Here is a 14,570-nt window from a genome sequence, read left to right on the forward strand (position 1 = left end):
AGTGCTACTACTTCGCTTCAAGATGCATAACCCGAAACATCAAATCAACGTGGCGGGACATATTGCCAACCGAAGCCGCGGCCATAATCGCGATCTCCTCCGCCAACAACAGATTCAAGTTCTCACTCCCCACCACAATCGTCACGCTATCCGCCGGCAACGGCGAAACATCCAGCGTAAACTTCTGCAGCACTCTTGCCGCCGCCGCTTTATACGTCAGCAACTTCCCCGCCACGGAATACACCGCCAGCAACGTCCCACTGGCGAGGTAAAACCCGAACTCGCCAATCTCATACTCGCCGTCGCCGTCAAACAGCGCAGCCATCCTGAGTTGGCGTTCGCCCAGGTCTTCGTAATCGACGATGGCCACCCGTTGGCGCTCGTCACGCAAGGCCACTTCCGTGCCGTCGGGGTTGTAGCGGCCGGTGCCGGCGCCGATGTGGGTGATTTCGCCTTTGAGGCCCTGGTTCTTTGCCTGCAGCACTTCATCCAAACCTTTGGAGGTGAAGCGCACCAGGCGCGTGATTTCATCTGTCATGGCTGCGCCCTGAGGTCGTAATCGTTAATGGTGTAGTGCTGGGCAACCCCGGCACTGTTGAGCCGAGCCACCAGCGCCAATTCCGGCAACGCGCCGTTCAGATAGAACTCGCCGTCGCTTAAAGGCGCGTCGAGCACTTGCGTGAGCGCGAGTTGGCCTTCGGTCTCATGCACGATGGTGATCGTCGCCTGATCGCGCTCACTTTTTGCCGCGTTGATGCGGCGGATCAGCCGGTTGTGGTCGCCGCTGGACCAACTGCGCCCGATGATCGCCTGCACGTCGAAGGTGTAAGGCACGCCGAGCGGACGTTGCTGGTACCAGGCGCTGATATTGGGCGTGAAGCCCAATGATTCCACCGCATGGCTCAGTGCCTTGGGTGTGCCGGCCTGGCGCTGGATCTGCCAGGACAAGGCTACGGTCAGGCGCTTTTCCGCTTCGCTGGCCTCGGCATCCCATTCGCTGACGCCGCGGTCGGCGGCCAGGTAAGGCAGGAATTCGCTGGGGGCGTACAGCGGGTTCATCAGCGCCGGAAACGGCGGGGTGACGCGCTCAAGCAATCTGCCGAAGCCCAGGTCCAACGCCTTTTCCAGCGGTGAGCTGTTGGCGGGCAGCAAACTCGCCTTGGGTTCACTCATAGCGTGCGCACCTCCACCTCGACGCCCGTGCAATACGGGGCCTGGAACGCGGTACTGACAATCGGCGCCAGCGGTTCGAGGATGTGCAGTTGCGCAGCGCCGGCACTGTGGATGGCGTAGTCGATCCAGCTGGGGTCCACCCGCCCTTCGAGGCGGTGGCAGGACTCTGCGTAGTCTTGCAGCAGTTTCTGCGCCGCCACTTGGGTCAGCCCCGAGTCCGGGCCGGCGTTGATCTTGGCCACCACACGAATTTTATAGGGTTGAATCTGCGCGCCTTGGACGCTGACTAGATCGGTTTCCGGCCTTACATCTGGCCGTGCGAAATGTCGACGTACGCCGTCAAGCAAGTCGATAGATGGCGTGCCGTCGCCTTCCCTGGAAAGCACGGTGACCATGACTTCACCCGGTGCGGTGCGGCGAGCGTTGCCGTCCTTGACCTGGGCTGCGTAGCCGTCGGGGTCGAAGGTGTAGGTGACCGTGACCACACCGGGCGTCGCGCTTTGTACTTTCACTGCTGGGCGCTCGCCCAAGGTGAACACTTCGCGGCGATACTGCATGCGCGAGCCCGCCGCTGGGGCGTGGGGTGCCAGGTAGTAGCGCAGGCGGGCGTCGTCGTCGCTTTCCAAGGTGGGCGGCACCGGCGGGAACGCGGCCGGGTCGCCTGGGTCGAGTACTTGGCGTTCCAGGCCCATATCGGCCAGGCGCGCATCGAGGTTGCTGCCGGTGGCCCACCACGCCAGCATCTGCTTGATGCGGGCGTTGTATTTGCGCTCATGGGTTTGCAGACGCACGCAAAAGGCTTCCAGGGCCAGGGTCAGCAGTTCGCTTTCGTTGTCGAGGCTGACCTGGAGTTTGGCTGCGCTTTGCGGCGCGCGGGTGGCGACATAGTCGATGACAAACGCTTTGAATTCGGCCAGCAACGGTTCGAACTCATCGACCTTAATGATGGCCGGTTCCGCCAGTTGGTTCTGGCCGGGGATCAGCATGCTCATGTCACGACCTCGAAGGATTGTTGGCGGTTTTTCCAGGTGCCGGCAAACCGCAACAGCAGGCCGGCGCCTTGGCGAGTGGCGACGATGACCTGAGGGTCGAAGTCGCCGATACCGTTGTGGGTGTTGTAGAAGGCCTGCGCGGCGTGGCTCTGGGCGAGGATCAACAGGTCGTCGCCGAGGTTCTGGCCGAGCAACTGTGGGATCAGCGAGCCGTACAACGGGCGCTTTTGCCGCGTTCCGATGGGGGTGGTCAGCGCTCGGGTGGCGCGCTGCACAAATTGCAGCCAGTCGTCGACGGCCGCCCCGGTGTTCCTATCGATTCCGAGCATGGGGTGTCCTTATCGGGGGCTGATGACGCGTCCTTGATGGTCCACCACCGGGCCGCTGAAGTGCGCGCCGCCGGCATCCAGCAACAGGCTGGTGCCGCCGACTTGCAGGGTGATGCCCTGGGCGCTGAGGGTCAGGCTGGCGGCGCCGACTTTGACGTCAACCTGTTCGCGGGAACCGCTGAAGGTGGTGGGGCCGTTGACCCAGTTAAAGGTGTGGCTGGCGTCGTCGTATTCGCTTTGGGTGCCGTCTTGATGTCGGCGCCGGGTCAGCGTCGCAACGCTGGAGACCGGCGGGAAGCGATCACTGTTGAGGCCGAACAGAGCCACGGATTGCACACCGCCTTCTCCCCCGCCGTAGTTGAGCAGCAGGCATTGCTCACCCACCGTGGGAATGCGGGTTTCGGTTTGTGCACCGGCACTGGGGTTGAAAAAACGGATCGCCGGGGTGAGCAGGTCACCGTGGCTGACCTTGCAGGTGTTGCTGGCCGCATCGACCTGCTGGCAAATACCGATCCGACAAAAGCTCTCGGCGCGGCGGTAGAGGTCCTCGAGCTGGGACTCCATCTCGGCCAGGCGTTCGACGATCGGTCCCAATTGCATGCGTAACAGCGCGTCGAACATGGGCTACTCCGCCAGTGGCTTGTATTGGGCCGGGTCGTCGATGTTGGAGACGTCCCAGGTGCAGGCAAATAGCGGCTGGCCTGTGGGATCGTCGAGTAACGCCGGCCCCAGATAGAGGGTTTGCGTGAAGGAAACCGTCCAGGTGTCGTAGTCCGTTTGCACGGAAGTGCGCACAGCGGGCGCAGCGACGATATTCGCCGGCAAATCGCACTGTGCCTGGGGTAGGTTCCAACGGTTATCCAGCACCAGGTCCATCAGTTGGCTGGCCAGGTCGCAGGCATCGAACGGCAATGCACCGGGGGCGACCATGGCCCTGAGTGAAATGGCCAGAACGTGGGCCTTGCGCCCTTCACGGGAGCGAATGCCCGGGCCATTGCCTTCGACCGTAACCATTACGCCGGTTTGTTCAGCATCGCCTTGAAAGTCCTGGTGACTGCCAACCTTGATGTCCGGGAAGGCCGCATGCAGCGCCGTGCCGATGGTTTGGGGCAGTTGGGATGGCTTTTCGATAAACGTCATTTTAAGTCGCGTCCTTGCAACGATTAGTGCGGGTCCTGGCCGGAGCCTTGGTTGATCCCGATGCGCTTGGCCGCCCATCGCTCATAAAGGCCGATGGCCACGTCGGCACCGGCCATGGCGGTCAGGCAACCAATGGCGCCGGCGGTCCAGATCGACATGCCGGCGGCGTAGCACAGCATCAAGGCCGACACCCCGCAGACCATGCATGCCCCGGAACGCAGGGCCAGACGGCGGATCAGCGACCAGCCACGTGCGCCCTCTTTATCGGCGCGCCACATTTCACCTGAGACCCCGCCGATCACCGCCAATACGATCACCAGCCAGATAGGCATTTCCGCTAACGCTTGCTGTTCATTTGTCATGTCACGCCTCCTGGCTGAGCAATAAATAGTCCGTATTTCATTTACAAATGCTTGGATAGGTAGGCATTCCAAAAAGCCCGGTCGCCCGGGCTTTTCAGTAATGATGTCCTCGGACTTTCGGCGCTACTGGCGCGGTACGGTCCTTTCCTCAATGTTTTTCCGACCACGATCCCTGTCTGCCGGATAACTGCTTCTGGTGCTTTACGCTGCACACCCGGGTCAGTTGCCAACCCTCTGAACCGTTAAGGCCGGTTCATCGCTGCCTGTTGTTGAAGCGTTGAAACTAAAGAGCGTCGGCATCCTTGCCGGTGTTGCCTGGCATCCCTGCCATCGCTTCGATGGCGTCCTTGCCGATGTTGCGTGCCTTCCTTGTCTTCCTTGGCAGCATCCTTGCTGCCTCCACCAGGCCTTGTTGGCTGGCTTGGGATGAAGAATATGCATGTATGCATATACAGTCAATGCATAGATGCATTTATTTTTGCTATTAAAATGCATTGATGCATTGAAAGCCTTACGGGCTTGGGCTTGGCCGGTTTTCTAGGGGCGAAAAAAAACCCGCACATGGGCGGGTTTCTTCTTACGCGTGGAGGTTAGCGGGCGTACATGCCCCACCAGAAAACATGACCGAGGATACTGATCTGCTCATCCTGGATCTCCTGGAAGCTGTAGTCCTCATCGGGGTGCTCATCACGGTTGAAGCTGCGCAGGCGAATGCCGGAAGGCAGGCGGTAGAGCTGTTTAACCCGCAACTGGCCGTTGTGATTGATGGCATACAGGTCGCCATCCACAATATCGCCAATGCCGCTCTTGCCGGCATTCACCCCCACCGTGGCGCCGTCGCGCAACACCGGCAACATACTGTTGCCGCGCACCGTCACGCACTTGGCCTGGTCGAACTGCACACCGTTATGCCGCAGGCTGCGCTTGCCGAACCGCAGGCTGGCCTTCTCGCTTTCCTCGATGACGAATCTTCCTGATCCAGCAGCCAATTCAACCTCGCGCAGAAAGGGGATCGACACCTCGTCATCATTAACGGGGGTATCGTCGTCCCACAGGCTTATGTCCTTGAGTTCCGAATGCATCGGGTCGCGCCCGTCATCGCGCAAAGCGCCCACTGCTGCGCGCCCGCGCAGGTAATCAGTGCTCACGCGGAAATACTCGGCGATACGGGAGATGTGTTTATCCGACGGATCAACGATCTTGCCGCTGAGGATCCGGGACAGTGTGGATTGAGGCACGCCAGTGCGCCGGTGAAGCTCCGTGGGGGAGATCCGGTCGCGGTCCAGCAGTTCTCTTAAGACGATAGAAACGTTGCGTTTTTGCATAGCGCGGATAGTGACGGGAGTTTTTGGGGTTGGCAAATGCTAATTTGCATATCTATACATAAAACGGATGCATTACGTGACGTTTCGGCCAGTAAAGGAGCTGGAATCGCGTGATAGTCTCTACCTCACCACCGAAACAGATGGGGATGTTTAATGGAACAGACCGCATTTCCCGAAGCAGGGAGGATGACACCGGCAGAGATTGATATTTCAGAAGAAGCACTGCGCTTTGCCCGCTCAAATAAAAAATCAATTGCCAAACGGCTGACAGACAAAGCTATCTATCCATCAGAAGAGTCGCCGGTGTCCGTCTTCATGGCAGGATCACCCGGAGCAGGAAAAACCGAGGCCTCAATCGCTCTCGTGAACCTGTTCGCCGACACCCCCATCCTAAGGATCGACCCCGATGAGCTTCGCAAGGAGTTTGCAGCGTATCAGGGGGCGAACTCGTGGCTGTTTCAACCAAGCGTATCTATTTTGGTCGAAAAAATCGTCGACCTCGCATTGGATCAACGACAATCCTTCCTGCTCGATGGCACCTTTTCGAATCTAAAAATAGCTAGAAGCAATGTGGAACGCTCATTGAAAAAGGGCAGATTCGTACAGATCTTGTATGTGTATCAAAACCCCATGCTTGCTTGGGATTTCGTGAACGCTCGCGAGGAGGCCGAAGGTCGGAGAATTCGTAAAGAGCATTTCATCGAGCAGTACTTTGCGGCACGTGACGTAGTGAACGCCCTTAAGCTAGAGTACGGAGGCGACGTTCACGTGGATTTGCTCATCAAGCATATCGACAACTCTGGACGACTTTACAAAGCAGGTGTCGACAAAATTGACTACCATATTCCCGAGCAGCATACACGGGCCGATCTAGCGGCTAAGCTCGGGCCACCATCAGGAGCGCGTTGATGATATCGATCAAGCTGGGCTTGTCCAAAGGCGCAAAAAGCTCCTTTGCCGACTTTATCCGTGACGCAAAATCCGAGCAGAAAAAGCGCGTCTACAGTGAGGTTCTGACTGAAGCGACCAAGCAGCAGAATCTCGTGATGATGAAGGCAGAAGCGAAAAGAGCTTGATTGCACACCGCCTTTCGAAGCCCGGCCCTGTGCCGGGCTTTTTATTGGGTTAATTTGCGTTTTACCTAGCCGTTTGCAACCTGCGAACCCGCCACCTCGCGTGTTAACCTTGCCGCCATCGCAAAAAATGCTGGGCCAAGCGCCCCCTTTGCCCCATCACTTTCAACGAATTTGCCTATTACCCAATGAGTAAAAACACCTCCGATCTGTCCTCCCACACCCCGATGATGCAGCAGTACTGGCGCCTGAAAAACCAGCACCCTGATCAGTTGATGTTCTATCGCATGGGCGACTTCTACGAGATCTTCTATGAAGACGCGAAGAAGGCCGCCAAGCTGCTGGACATTACCCTGACCGCGCGCGGGCAGTCGGCGGGGCAGTCGATTCCGATGTGTGGGATTCCTTATCACTCGCTGGAAGGCTACCTGGTCAAGCTGGTGAAGCTGGGCGAGTCGGTGGTGATCTGTGAGCAGATCGGCGACCCGGCCACGAGTAAAGGGCCGGTGGAACGTCAGGTGGTGCGCATTATTACGCCGGGTACGGTGAGTGATGAGGCGTTGCTGGATGAGCGTCGCGATAACCTGATTGCGGCGGTGTTGGGCGATGAGCGTTTGTTTGGCCTGTCGGTGCTGGATATCACCAGCGGCAATTTCAGCGTGCTGGAGATCAAGGGCTGGGAGAACCTGCTGGCGGAGCTGGAGCGGATCAATCCGGTGGAGTTGTTGATTCCGGATGATTGGCCCAAGGACTTGCCGGCAGAGAAACGTCGTGGGACCAAGCGTCGTGCGCCGTGGGATTTTGAGCGCGATTCGGCGCTGAAAAGTCTTTGCCAGCAGTTCTCGGTGCAGGACCTTAAAGGCTTTGGTTGCGAGACGCTGACCCTGGCCATCGGCGCCGCAGGCTGCTTGCTCAGCTACGCCAAGGAAACCCAGCGTACTGCCCTGCCACATTTGCGCAGCCTGCGCCATGAGCGTCTGGACGATACCGTGGTGCTCGATGGCGCCAGCCGTCGCAACCTGGAGCTGGATACCAACCTGGCCGGTGGGCGTGATAACACCCTGCAATCGGTGGTGGACCGTTGCCAGACCGCCATGGGCAGCCGTTTGCTGACCCGTTGGTTGAACCGTCCGCTGCGGGATTTAACGGTGCTGCAAGCGCGCCAGTCTTCCATTACCTGCCTGCTGGACGGCTACCGCTTTGAAAAATTGCAGCCGCAACTCAAAGAGATTGGCGATATCGAGCGCATCCTGGCACGGATCGGCCTGCGCAATGCGCGGCCCCGTGACCTGGCGCGCTTGCGTGATGCCCTGAGCGCCCTGCCACAGCTGCAAGTGGCAATGACCGAACTGGACACACCGCACCTGCAACAGCTTGCCGTCACCGCCGGCACTTACCCGGACCTCGCAGCGCTGCTAGAAAAGGCCATCATCGACAACCCACCGGCGATCATTCGTGACGGCGGCGTGTTGAAAACCGGCTATGACAGCGAGCTGGATGAGCTGCAATCGCTGAGCGAAAACGCCGGGCAGTTCCTGATCGACCTGGAAGCCCGCGAAAAAGCCCGCACCGGCCTGGCTAACCTGAAAGTCGGCTACAACCGCGTGCATGGCTACTTTATTGAGCTGCCGAGCAAACAGGCCGAGTCGGCGCCTATCGATTATCAACGTCGCCAGACGCTCAAAGGCGCCGAGCGTTTTATCACCCCCGAGCTCAAAGCGTTCGAAGACAAGGCGCTGTCGGCCAAAAGCCGCGCCCTGGCGCGGGAAAAGATGCTCTACGAAGCCTTGCTGGAGGACTTGATCAGCCGCCTGGCGCCGTTGCAAGACACCGCCGCCGCCCTGGCGGAACTGGATGTACTGAGCAACCTCGCCGAACGTGCGCTGAACCTCGACCTCAATTGCCCACGGTTTGTCAGCGAACCGTGCATGCGCATCGTGCAAGGCCGTCACCCGGTAGTGGAGCAAGTGCTGACCACGCCTTTCGTCGCCAACGACCTGTCACTGGACGACGATACTCGCATGCTGGTGATCACCGGTCCGAACATGGGCGGTAAATCCACCTACATGCGCCAGACCGCGTTGATCGTGTTGTTGGCGCATATCGGCAGCTTCGTACCGGCAGCCAGTTGCGAATTATCCTTGGTGGACCGTATTTTCACACGGATCGGCTCCAGCGATGACCTGGCCGGTGGCCGTTCGACCTTTATGGTGGAAATGAGCGAGACCGCCAACATCCTGCACAACGCCACCGAACGCAGCCTGGTGCTGATGGACGAAGTGGGCCGCGGCACCAGCACCTTCGACGGCCTGTCCCTGGCCTGGGCGGCGGCTGAACGCTTGGCGCATTTGCGTGCGTACACGCTGTTTGCCACGCACTACTTCGAGCTGACGGTGCTGCCGGAAAGCGAGCCGCTGGTGGCCAACGTGCATCTCAATGCCACTGAGCACAACGAGCGCATCGTGTTCCTTCACCATGTGCTGCCAGGGCCGGCAAGCCAGAGCTACGGCCTGGCCGTGGCGCAGTTGGCCGGTGTGCCGAACGAGGTGATCACCCGTGCCCGTGAACACCTAAGCCGCCTGGAAACCACGGCGCTGCCCCATGAAACCGTGGTCACCAGCCCTGCCAAGACCAGCAAGAAACCTGCCGCGCCGCATCAGAGCGATATGTTCGCCAGCCTGCCCCATCCGGTGCTGGATGAGTTGGCAAAGCTTGACCTGGATGACTTGACGCCGCGTAAAGCGCTCGAAATGTTATATGCACTGAAGACTCGGATATAACGCAGACGCTTGCAAGCTGATAGAATCTCGCGCGGTTTGGGATGCTGCGGGCTTTTAGCCTGGTCCGCAGACTATCGCTCTCAAACCTCGCGAACCCCACCATAAGGGGTTTCGCTGCCGCCGCCTGAGGAGAAAATTAGAAATGACCTTCGTCGTCACCGACAACTGCATCAAGTGCAAGTACACCGACTGCGTAGAAGTCTGTCCGGTGGACTGCTTCTACGAAGGCCCGAATTTCCTGGTTATCCACCCGGATGAGTGCATCGACTGCGCCCTGTGTGAACCAGAATGCCCGGCCGTCGCGATTTTCTCCGAGGACGAAGTGCCTGCGGGCATGGAGCAGTTCATTCAATTGAACGTCGAGCTGGCCGAAGTGTGGCCAAACATCACCGAGCGCAAAGATCCGATGCCGGATGCTGCTGAATGGGATGGCAAGCCCAACAAAATTGAGCAACTAGAGCGCTAAAGCGCCGCTGCCCAACAAAAAAAGGCCCCTTGAGGGCCTTTTTTGCGTTCGGGTGCCTGCGTTTACTTTTCTACAGGCAAAAAAAGGGGCGGTATGACCCGCCCACATTTTTTCCCTAGTCCCTGTATTCCTTTTCATCATCCTGATGAATCGCATCCTGCGACGTTCCTTCAAACCATCGTTCCTTGATGGCTGTGCCAATCCGTGGACACAGGGCTGATGTTAGAGCGTTCCGAGGGAAGTTCAACGCGATGCCCTCAGCGGTCTGACAAACTCTACCGCTCTCACTCGCGAAAATAATCGTTATATTTCAATAATATAGATAATAGCTTCGTCATTTCAAGACGTACGCAACCGCCAAAAAAACCAAACACTTACGAAAAAGTAAGCGAATGCTTACACGCGCATTACGCAAAGTAGCAACAAGCCCTATTGGCGCCCCACCTGTAGGAGCGAGCTCGCTCGCGAAAAACCCGAGAGCACCACTGGTCGTCAGACTTTTCGCGTGTATCCGTTACAGCCTAATCAATCGTCGCTCACGGTAATGGTCGGCATCCCCGGCGCCGCCGCTTCCTGCAATACAATCCGCGCACCCACATGACGGGCCAACTCCTGATAGATCATCGCGATCTGCCCATCAGCCTCGGCCGCGACGGTAGGTTTGCCACCATCGGCCTGCTCACGAATCTCCATCGCCAATGGCAAAGATGCCAACAGTTCAACGCCATACTGAGTAGCGAGCTTCTCGCCCCCGCCCTCACCGAACAGATGCTCGGCATGCCCGCAGTTGGAACAGATATGCACCGCCATGTTTTCCACAACGCCCAGCACCGGGATGTTGACCTTGCGGAACATCTCCACACCTTTGCGGGCATCCAGCAGCGCCAAGTCCTGGGGCGTGGTGACAATCACCGCACCGGCCACCGGGACTTTCTGCGCCAGGGTCAGTTGGATATCACCGGTGCCTGGCGGCATGTCGATCACCAGGTAGTCAAGGTCGCCCCACGCCGTTTGTGTGACCAGTTGCAGCAACGCACCCGAGACCATCGGCCCGCGCCAGACCATCGGCGTGTTGTCATCGGTGAGAAACGCCATGGACATCACTTCCACACCCAGCGACTCGATGGGCACAAACCATTTCTGATCCTTGACCTTCGGCCGTGTGCCTTCGGCGATGCCGAACATCACGCCCTGGCTTGGGCCGTAGATATCGGCGTCGAGAATCCCCACCCGCGCGCCTTCACGGGCCAGGGCCAAAGCCAGGTTGGCCGCAGTGGTGGATTTGCCCACGCCGCCCTTTCCAGAGGCTACCGCCACCACGTTCTTGACGTTGGCCAGGCCCGGGATCTGCGCCTGGGCCTTGTGCGGGGCGATCACGCACTGGATCTCGACCTTGGCCGATCCCACGCCATCAATGCCTTCAATGGCCATTTGCAGCATCTGCGCCCAACCGCGCTTGAACAAACCTGCGGCATAACCCAGTTGCATCTGTACCGACACCTGGTCGCCCTGGACCTCGATGTTGCGCACACAACCGGCACTGACCGGGTCCTGGTTCAAATAGGGGTCGGTGTACTGGCGAAGAACGGCTTCCACCGCTGCGCGATTGACGGCGCTCATGGGCTACTCCCGAAAAAAGACTGACTGAAACAGGCGGCTATCCTAACCGTTCCGACGGTTGAACGGCACGCTTTCGAGGTTCCGGAAGATTCTGAAACAGCGTCACGGGGTGAAATAAATTTCCCGGCGCTTTATAGTGGCCGACCTCCGTTTCATCAAGTAGCCGAGCCCCATGTCCGAGCCACGCAAGATCCTCGTCACCAGCGCCCTGCCCTATGCCAATGGTTCCATCCATCTTGGCCATATGCTTGAGTACATCCAGACCGATATGTGGGTGCGCTTCCAGAAGCATCGCGGCAATCAATGCATTTATGTCTGCGCGGACGACGCCCACGGTTCGGCCATCATGCTGCGCGCCGAAAAGGAAGGCATCACCCCGGAACAACTGATCGCCAATGTGCAGGCTGAACACAGCGCCGACTTTGCCGAGTTCCTGGTGGACTTCGACAACTTCCACTCGACTCACTCCGACGAAAACCGCGAGCTGTCGAGCCAGATCTACCTGCGGTTGAAAGAAGCCGGGCACATCGACCAACGTTCGGTGACCCAGTATTTCGACCCGGAAAAGAAAATGTTCCTGGCCGACCGCTTCATCAAGGGCACCTGCCCGAAATGCGGCACCGAAGACCAGTACGGCGACAACTGCGAAAAATGCGGCGCGACCTACGCACCGACTGACTTGAAGGATCCCAAATCAGCGATCTCCGGCGCCACGCCGGTGCTCAAGGACTCGCAGCACTTCTTCTTCAAGCTGCCGGATTTCCAGCAAATGCTGCAAACCTGGACGCGCAGCGGCACCTTGCAGGACGCCGTGGCCAACAAACTCTCCGAATGGCTCGACAGTGGCCTGCAGCAGTGGGACATCTCCCGCGACGCGCCGTACTTCGGCTTCGAAATTCCGGGCGAGCCGGGCAAGTACTTCTATGTGTGGCTGGACGCGCCGATAGGCTACATGGCCAGCTTCAAGAACCTGTGCGATCGCACCCCAGAGTTGGACTTCGACGCGTTCTGGGGCAAGGACTCCACCGCCGAGCTGTACCACTTCATCGGCAAGGACATCGTCAACTTCCACGCGCTGTTCTGGCCGGCAATGCTTGAAGGCTCGGGCTACCGCAAGCCGACAGGCATCGCCGTACACGGCTACCTGACGGTCAACGGCCAGAAAATGTCCAAGTCCCGTGGCACCTTTATCAAGGCGCGCACCTACCTGGACCACCTGTCGCCGGAATACCTGCGCTATTACTACGCGTCCAAGCTGGGCCGTGGTGTGGACGACCTGGACCTGAACCTGGAAGACTTCGTACAGAAGGTCAACTCGGACCTGGTGGGCAAAGTCGTCAACATCGCCAGCCGTTGTGCCGGGTTTATCCACAAGGGCAACGCCGGTGTACTGGTAGCCGAGAACGCCGCACCGGAGTTGACCGACGCCTTCCTGGCCGCCGCACCGAGCATCGCCGACGCTTATGAAGCCCGCGACTTTGCCCGTGCCATGCGCGAGATCATGGGCCTGGCCGACCGTGCCAACGCCTGGATCGCCGACAAGGCACCGTGGTCGCTGAACAAGCAGGAAGGCAAGGAGGCTGAAGTCCAGGCGATCTGCGCCACCGGCGTCAACCTGTTCCGTCAGTTGGTGATCTTCCTCAAGCCGGTGCTGCCGTTGCTGGCCGCCGATGCCGAGGCGTTCCTCAATGTGGCGCCGTTGAGCTGGAACGATCACACCACCTTGCTCGGTAATCATCAGTTGAACGCGTTCAAGCCCTTGATGACCCGTATTGACCCGGTGAAAGTCCAGGCCATGACCGACGCTTCGAAAGAAGATCTGGTGGCCAGCCAGACCGATACCGGCCAATCTGCGCCGGCGGGTAATGGCGAGCTGGCCAAGGACCCGATTTCCCCGGAAATCGATTTCGACGCCTTTGCCGCCGTGGATTTGCGCGTGGCACTGATCATCAAAGCCGAAGCCGTGGAAGGTGCCGACAAGCTGCTGCGCCTGACGCTGGATATCGGCGACGAACAGCGCAACGTGTTTTCCGGCATCAAGAGCGCTTACCCGGACCCGTCCAAGCTCGATGGCCGCCTGACCATGATGATCGCCAACCTCAAGCCACGGAAAATGAAGTTCGGCATTTCCGAAGGCATGGTGATGGCGGCCGGCCCTGGCGGCGAAGAAATCTACCTGCTGAGCCCGGACAGCGGCGCCAAGCCGGGTCAACGCATCAAGTAACCTCTGCAAAATGCCCCGCTGTCGCTACGGCGGGGCCTCTCAGCTTGCCCTTCTCCCTGGGCCGGGCGTCAACGCTATGATCACAGCATGAACCTCATTCAACGTATCGACGCGCTGCTGCCGCAGACTCAATGCGGCAAGTGCGGGCACCCGGGTTGCAAACCTTACGCAGAAGGCATCGCTAAAGGCGAAGCCATCAACAAGTGCCCGCCCGGTGGGCAGGAAACCATTGCCGGGCTTGCGCAACTGCTGCGCCTGCCAGTACTGGACCTGGACACCCGCCGTGGAGAAGCGCCCGCCCAGGTCGCCTATATCCGCGAGGCCGAATGCATTGGTTGCACCAAATGCATCCAGGCTTGCCCGGTGGACGCCATTGTGGGCGCCGCCAAGCTGATGCACACCGTGATTGTCGATGAGTGCACCGGTTGCGACCTGTGTGTTGCGCCCTGCCCTGTTGACTGCATCGAGATGCGTCCGCTCGCTGAGGTTTTGCCTATCGTCGGTGACTTGGCCAGCAATGATGATGAACGGCGTGCACGCGACCTCAAACGCGACAGGGCGCGGCGGCGCTTCGAGCAACGTAACGCCCGCCTGCAACGTGAAGAGGCTTGCAAGCTCGCCGAACGCGTGGCACGAGCCAAGCGCACAGCGCCGATGGAGGTAGCCCCGGTCAATAACCCTCAGGCCGCTCAGGACGCCGCGATCAAGCAGGCCAAAACCAACGTCGCCATGAGTCGCGCTCAGTTGCACAAATCCTTGAAAGCGTTTGGGCATCCGCCGACCTTTGAGCAGCAGTCGCAATTGATTATGCTGCAGCGACAGTTCGAGGCATCCGAGCAGGCGCTTGCCGCACTGGAGGCCAACAGCTCACCACAGCCACCAAAGACGGCCGCTAAAAGCGCCGAGTTCAAGCGCGCAAAGATCCAGTTGGCCATGCGCCGGGCTGCGTTGAAAAAGGCTCAGGATCAGCATGCTGACGCGCATGAAATCGCAACCTTGAAAACCGCCTTGAACGCCGCCGAGCAAACGCTGCAGGATGCCGAGGCCAACGGCTGACCCACTGCACTGTGTATTGCTAACATCACG

General features: G+C 59.2%; 15 protein-coding genes. 6 read left to right on the plus strand and 9 right to left on the minus strand.

From position 1 onward, the window contains the following. Positions 1-7: 7 nt before the first annotated feature. The 8 genes from MF6394_RS11610 to MF6394_RS11645 all read right to left on the minus strand — a co-directional run bounded on the left by MF6394_RS11610 (position 8) and on the right by MF6394_RS11645 (position 5,330). Positions 8-538, minus strand: coding sequence for a tail fiber protein (locus MF6394_RS11610; RefSeq protein ID WP_044272189.1), 531 nt, complete (start codon positions 536-538; stop codon positions 8-10). Next, positions 535-1,173 carry a phage tail protein I gene (locus tag MF6394_RS11615; protein WP_078466711.1) on the minus strand — a complete coding sequence of 213 codons (639 nt, stop codon included), beginning with the start codon at positions 1,171-1,173 and terminating at the stop codon, positions 535-537. The genes MF6394_RS11610 and MF6394_RS11615 overlap by 4 nt, the downstream gene beginning before the upstream one ends. Beyond that, positions 1,170-2,165 (minus strand): baseplate J/gp47 family protein, encoded by a 996-nt coding sequence (locus MF6394_RS11620; protein ID WP_047712706.1) that lies wholly within the window; start codon positions 2,163-2,165, stop codon positions 1,170-1,172. Before MF6394_RS11620 ends, MF6394_RS11615 begins: the two co-directional genes overlap by 4 nt. After that, positions 2,162-2,494: a phage baseplate protein gene (locus tag MF6394_RS11625; protein WP_044272184.1), complete on the minus strand. Its 333-nt coding sequence runs from the start codon at positions 2,492-2,494 to the stop codon at positions 2,162-2,164. The genes MF6394_RS11620 and MF6394_RS11625 overlap by 4 nt, the downstream gene beginning before the upstream one ends. Positions 2,495-2,503: 9 nt before the next feature. Continuing rightward, the gene (locus MF6394_RS11630; protein ID WP_078466712.1) at positions 2,504-3,115 is read right to left on the minus strand and encodes a phage baseplate assembly protein V; all 612 of its coding nucleotides are present in this window, start codon (positions 3,113-3,115) and stop codon (positions 2,504-2,506) included. 3 nt (positions 3,116-3,118) lie between these two features. Then, positions 3,119-3,634: a hypothetical protein gene (locus MF6394_RS11635; RefSeq protein ID WP_078466713.1), complete on the minus strand. Its 516-nt coding sequence runs from the start codon at positions 3,632-3,634 to the stop codon at positions 3,119-3,121. Positions 3,635-3,657: 23 nt separating this feature from the next. Further along, on the minus strand, positions 3,658-3,996 hold the full coding sequence (locus tag MF6394_RS11640; protein WP_003189007.1) for a phage holin family protein: 339 nt from the start codon (positions 3,994-3,996) through the stop codon (positions 3,658-3,660). Positions 3,997-4,586: 590 nt separating this feature from the next. After that, positions 4,587-5,330 carry a LexA family transcriptional regulator gene (locus MF6394_RS11645; protein WP_169855582.1) on the minus strand — a complete coding sequence of 248 codons (744 nt, stop codon included), beginning with the start codon at positions 5,328-5,330 and terminating at the stop codon, positions 4,587-4,589. A 177-nt stretch (positions 5,331-5,507) separates the two neighbouring features. Here MF6394_RS11645 and MF6394_RS11650 point away from each other — a divergent pair, with 177 nt between their 5' ends. The 4 genes from MF6394_RS11650 (at position 5,508) to fdxA (ending at position 9,640) form a co-directional block, all read left to right on the plus strand. Continuing rightward, positions 5,508-6,230 carry a zeta toxin family protein gene (locus MF6394_RS11650; RefSeq protein ID WP_078466762.1) on the plus strand — a complete coding sequence of 241 codons (723 nt, stop codon included), beginning with the start codon at positions 5,508-5,510 and terminating at the stop codon, positions 6,228-6,230. Beyond that, on the plus strand, positions 6,230-6,397 hold the full coding sequence (locus tag MF6394_RS34275) for a hypothetical protein (protein WP_005785379.1): 168 nt from the start codon (positions 6,230-6,232) through the stop codon (positions 6,395-6,397). The genes MF6394_RS11650 and MF6394_RS34275 overlap by 1 nt, the downstream gene beginning before the upstream one ends. Before the next feature lie 185 nt (positions 6,398-6,582). Beyond that, a complete protein-coding gene (mutS, locus tag MF6394_RS11655) occupies positions 6,583-9,174 on the plus strand; it encodes a DNA mismatch repair protein MutS (RefSeq protein ID WP_078466714.1) in 2,592 nt (863 codons plus the stop codon). A gap of 142 nt (positions 9,175-9,316) precedes the next feature. After that, complete coding sequence (gene fdxA / locus MF6394_RS11660) at positions 9,317-9,640, plus strand: ferredoxin FdxA (protein ID WP_003172109.1); 324 nt, start codon at positions 9,317-9,319, stop codon at positions 9,638-9,640. 525 nt (positions 9,641-10,165) lie between these two features. Here fdxA and apbC read toward each other — a convergent pair. Continuing rightward, complete coding sequence (apbC, locus tag MF6394_RS11665; protein WP_044272168.1) at positions 10,166-11,260, minus strand: iron-sulfur cluster carrier protein ApbC; 1,095 nt, start codon at positions 11,258-11,260, stop codon at positions 10,166-10,168. A gap of 172 nt (positions 11,261-11,432) precedes the next feature. Between apbC and metG the strand changes: the two genes are divergently transcribed. Both metG and rsxB read left to right on the plus strand, forming a co-directional pair. Then, positions 11,433-13,484, plus strand: coding sequence for a methionine--tRNA ligase (gene metG, locus MF6394_RS11670; RefSeq protein ID WP_032893312.1), 2,052 nt, complete (start codon positions 11,433-11,435; stop codon positions 13,482-13,484). Positions 13,485-13,571: 87 nt separating this feature from the next. After that, positions 13,572-14,540: an electron transport complex subunit RsxB gene (gene rsxB / locus MF6394_RS11675; protein ID WP_078466715.1), complete on the plus strand. Its 969-nt coding sequence runs from the start codon at positions 13,572-13,574 to the stop codon at positions 14,538-14,540. Positions 14,541-14,570 lie beyond the last annotated feature (30 nt).

The organism is Pseudomonas sp. MF6394, from assembly GCF_002018845.1.
In the GTDB taxonomy this organism is placed as follows: Bacteria; Pseudomonadota; Gammaproteobacteria; order Pseudomonadales; family Pseudomonadaceae; genus Aquipseudomonas; species Aquipseudomonas lactis.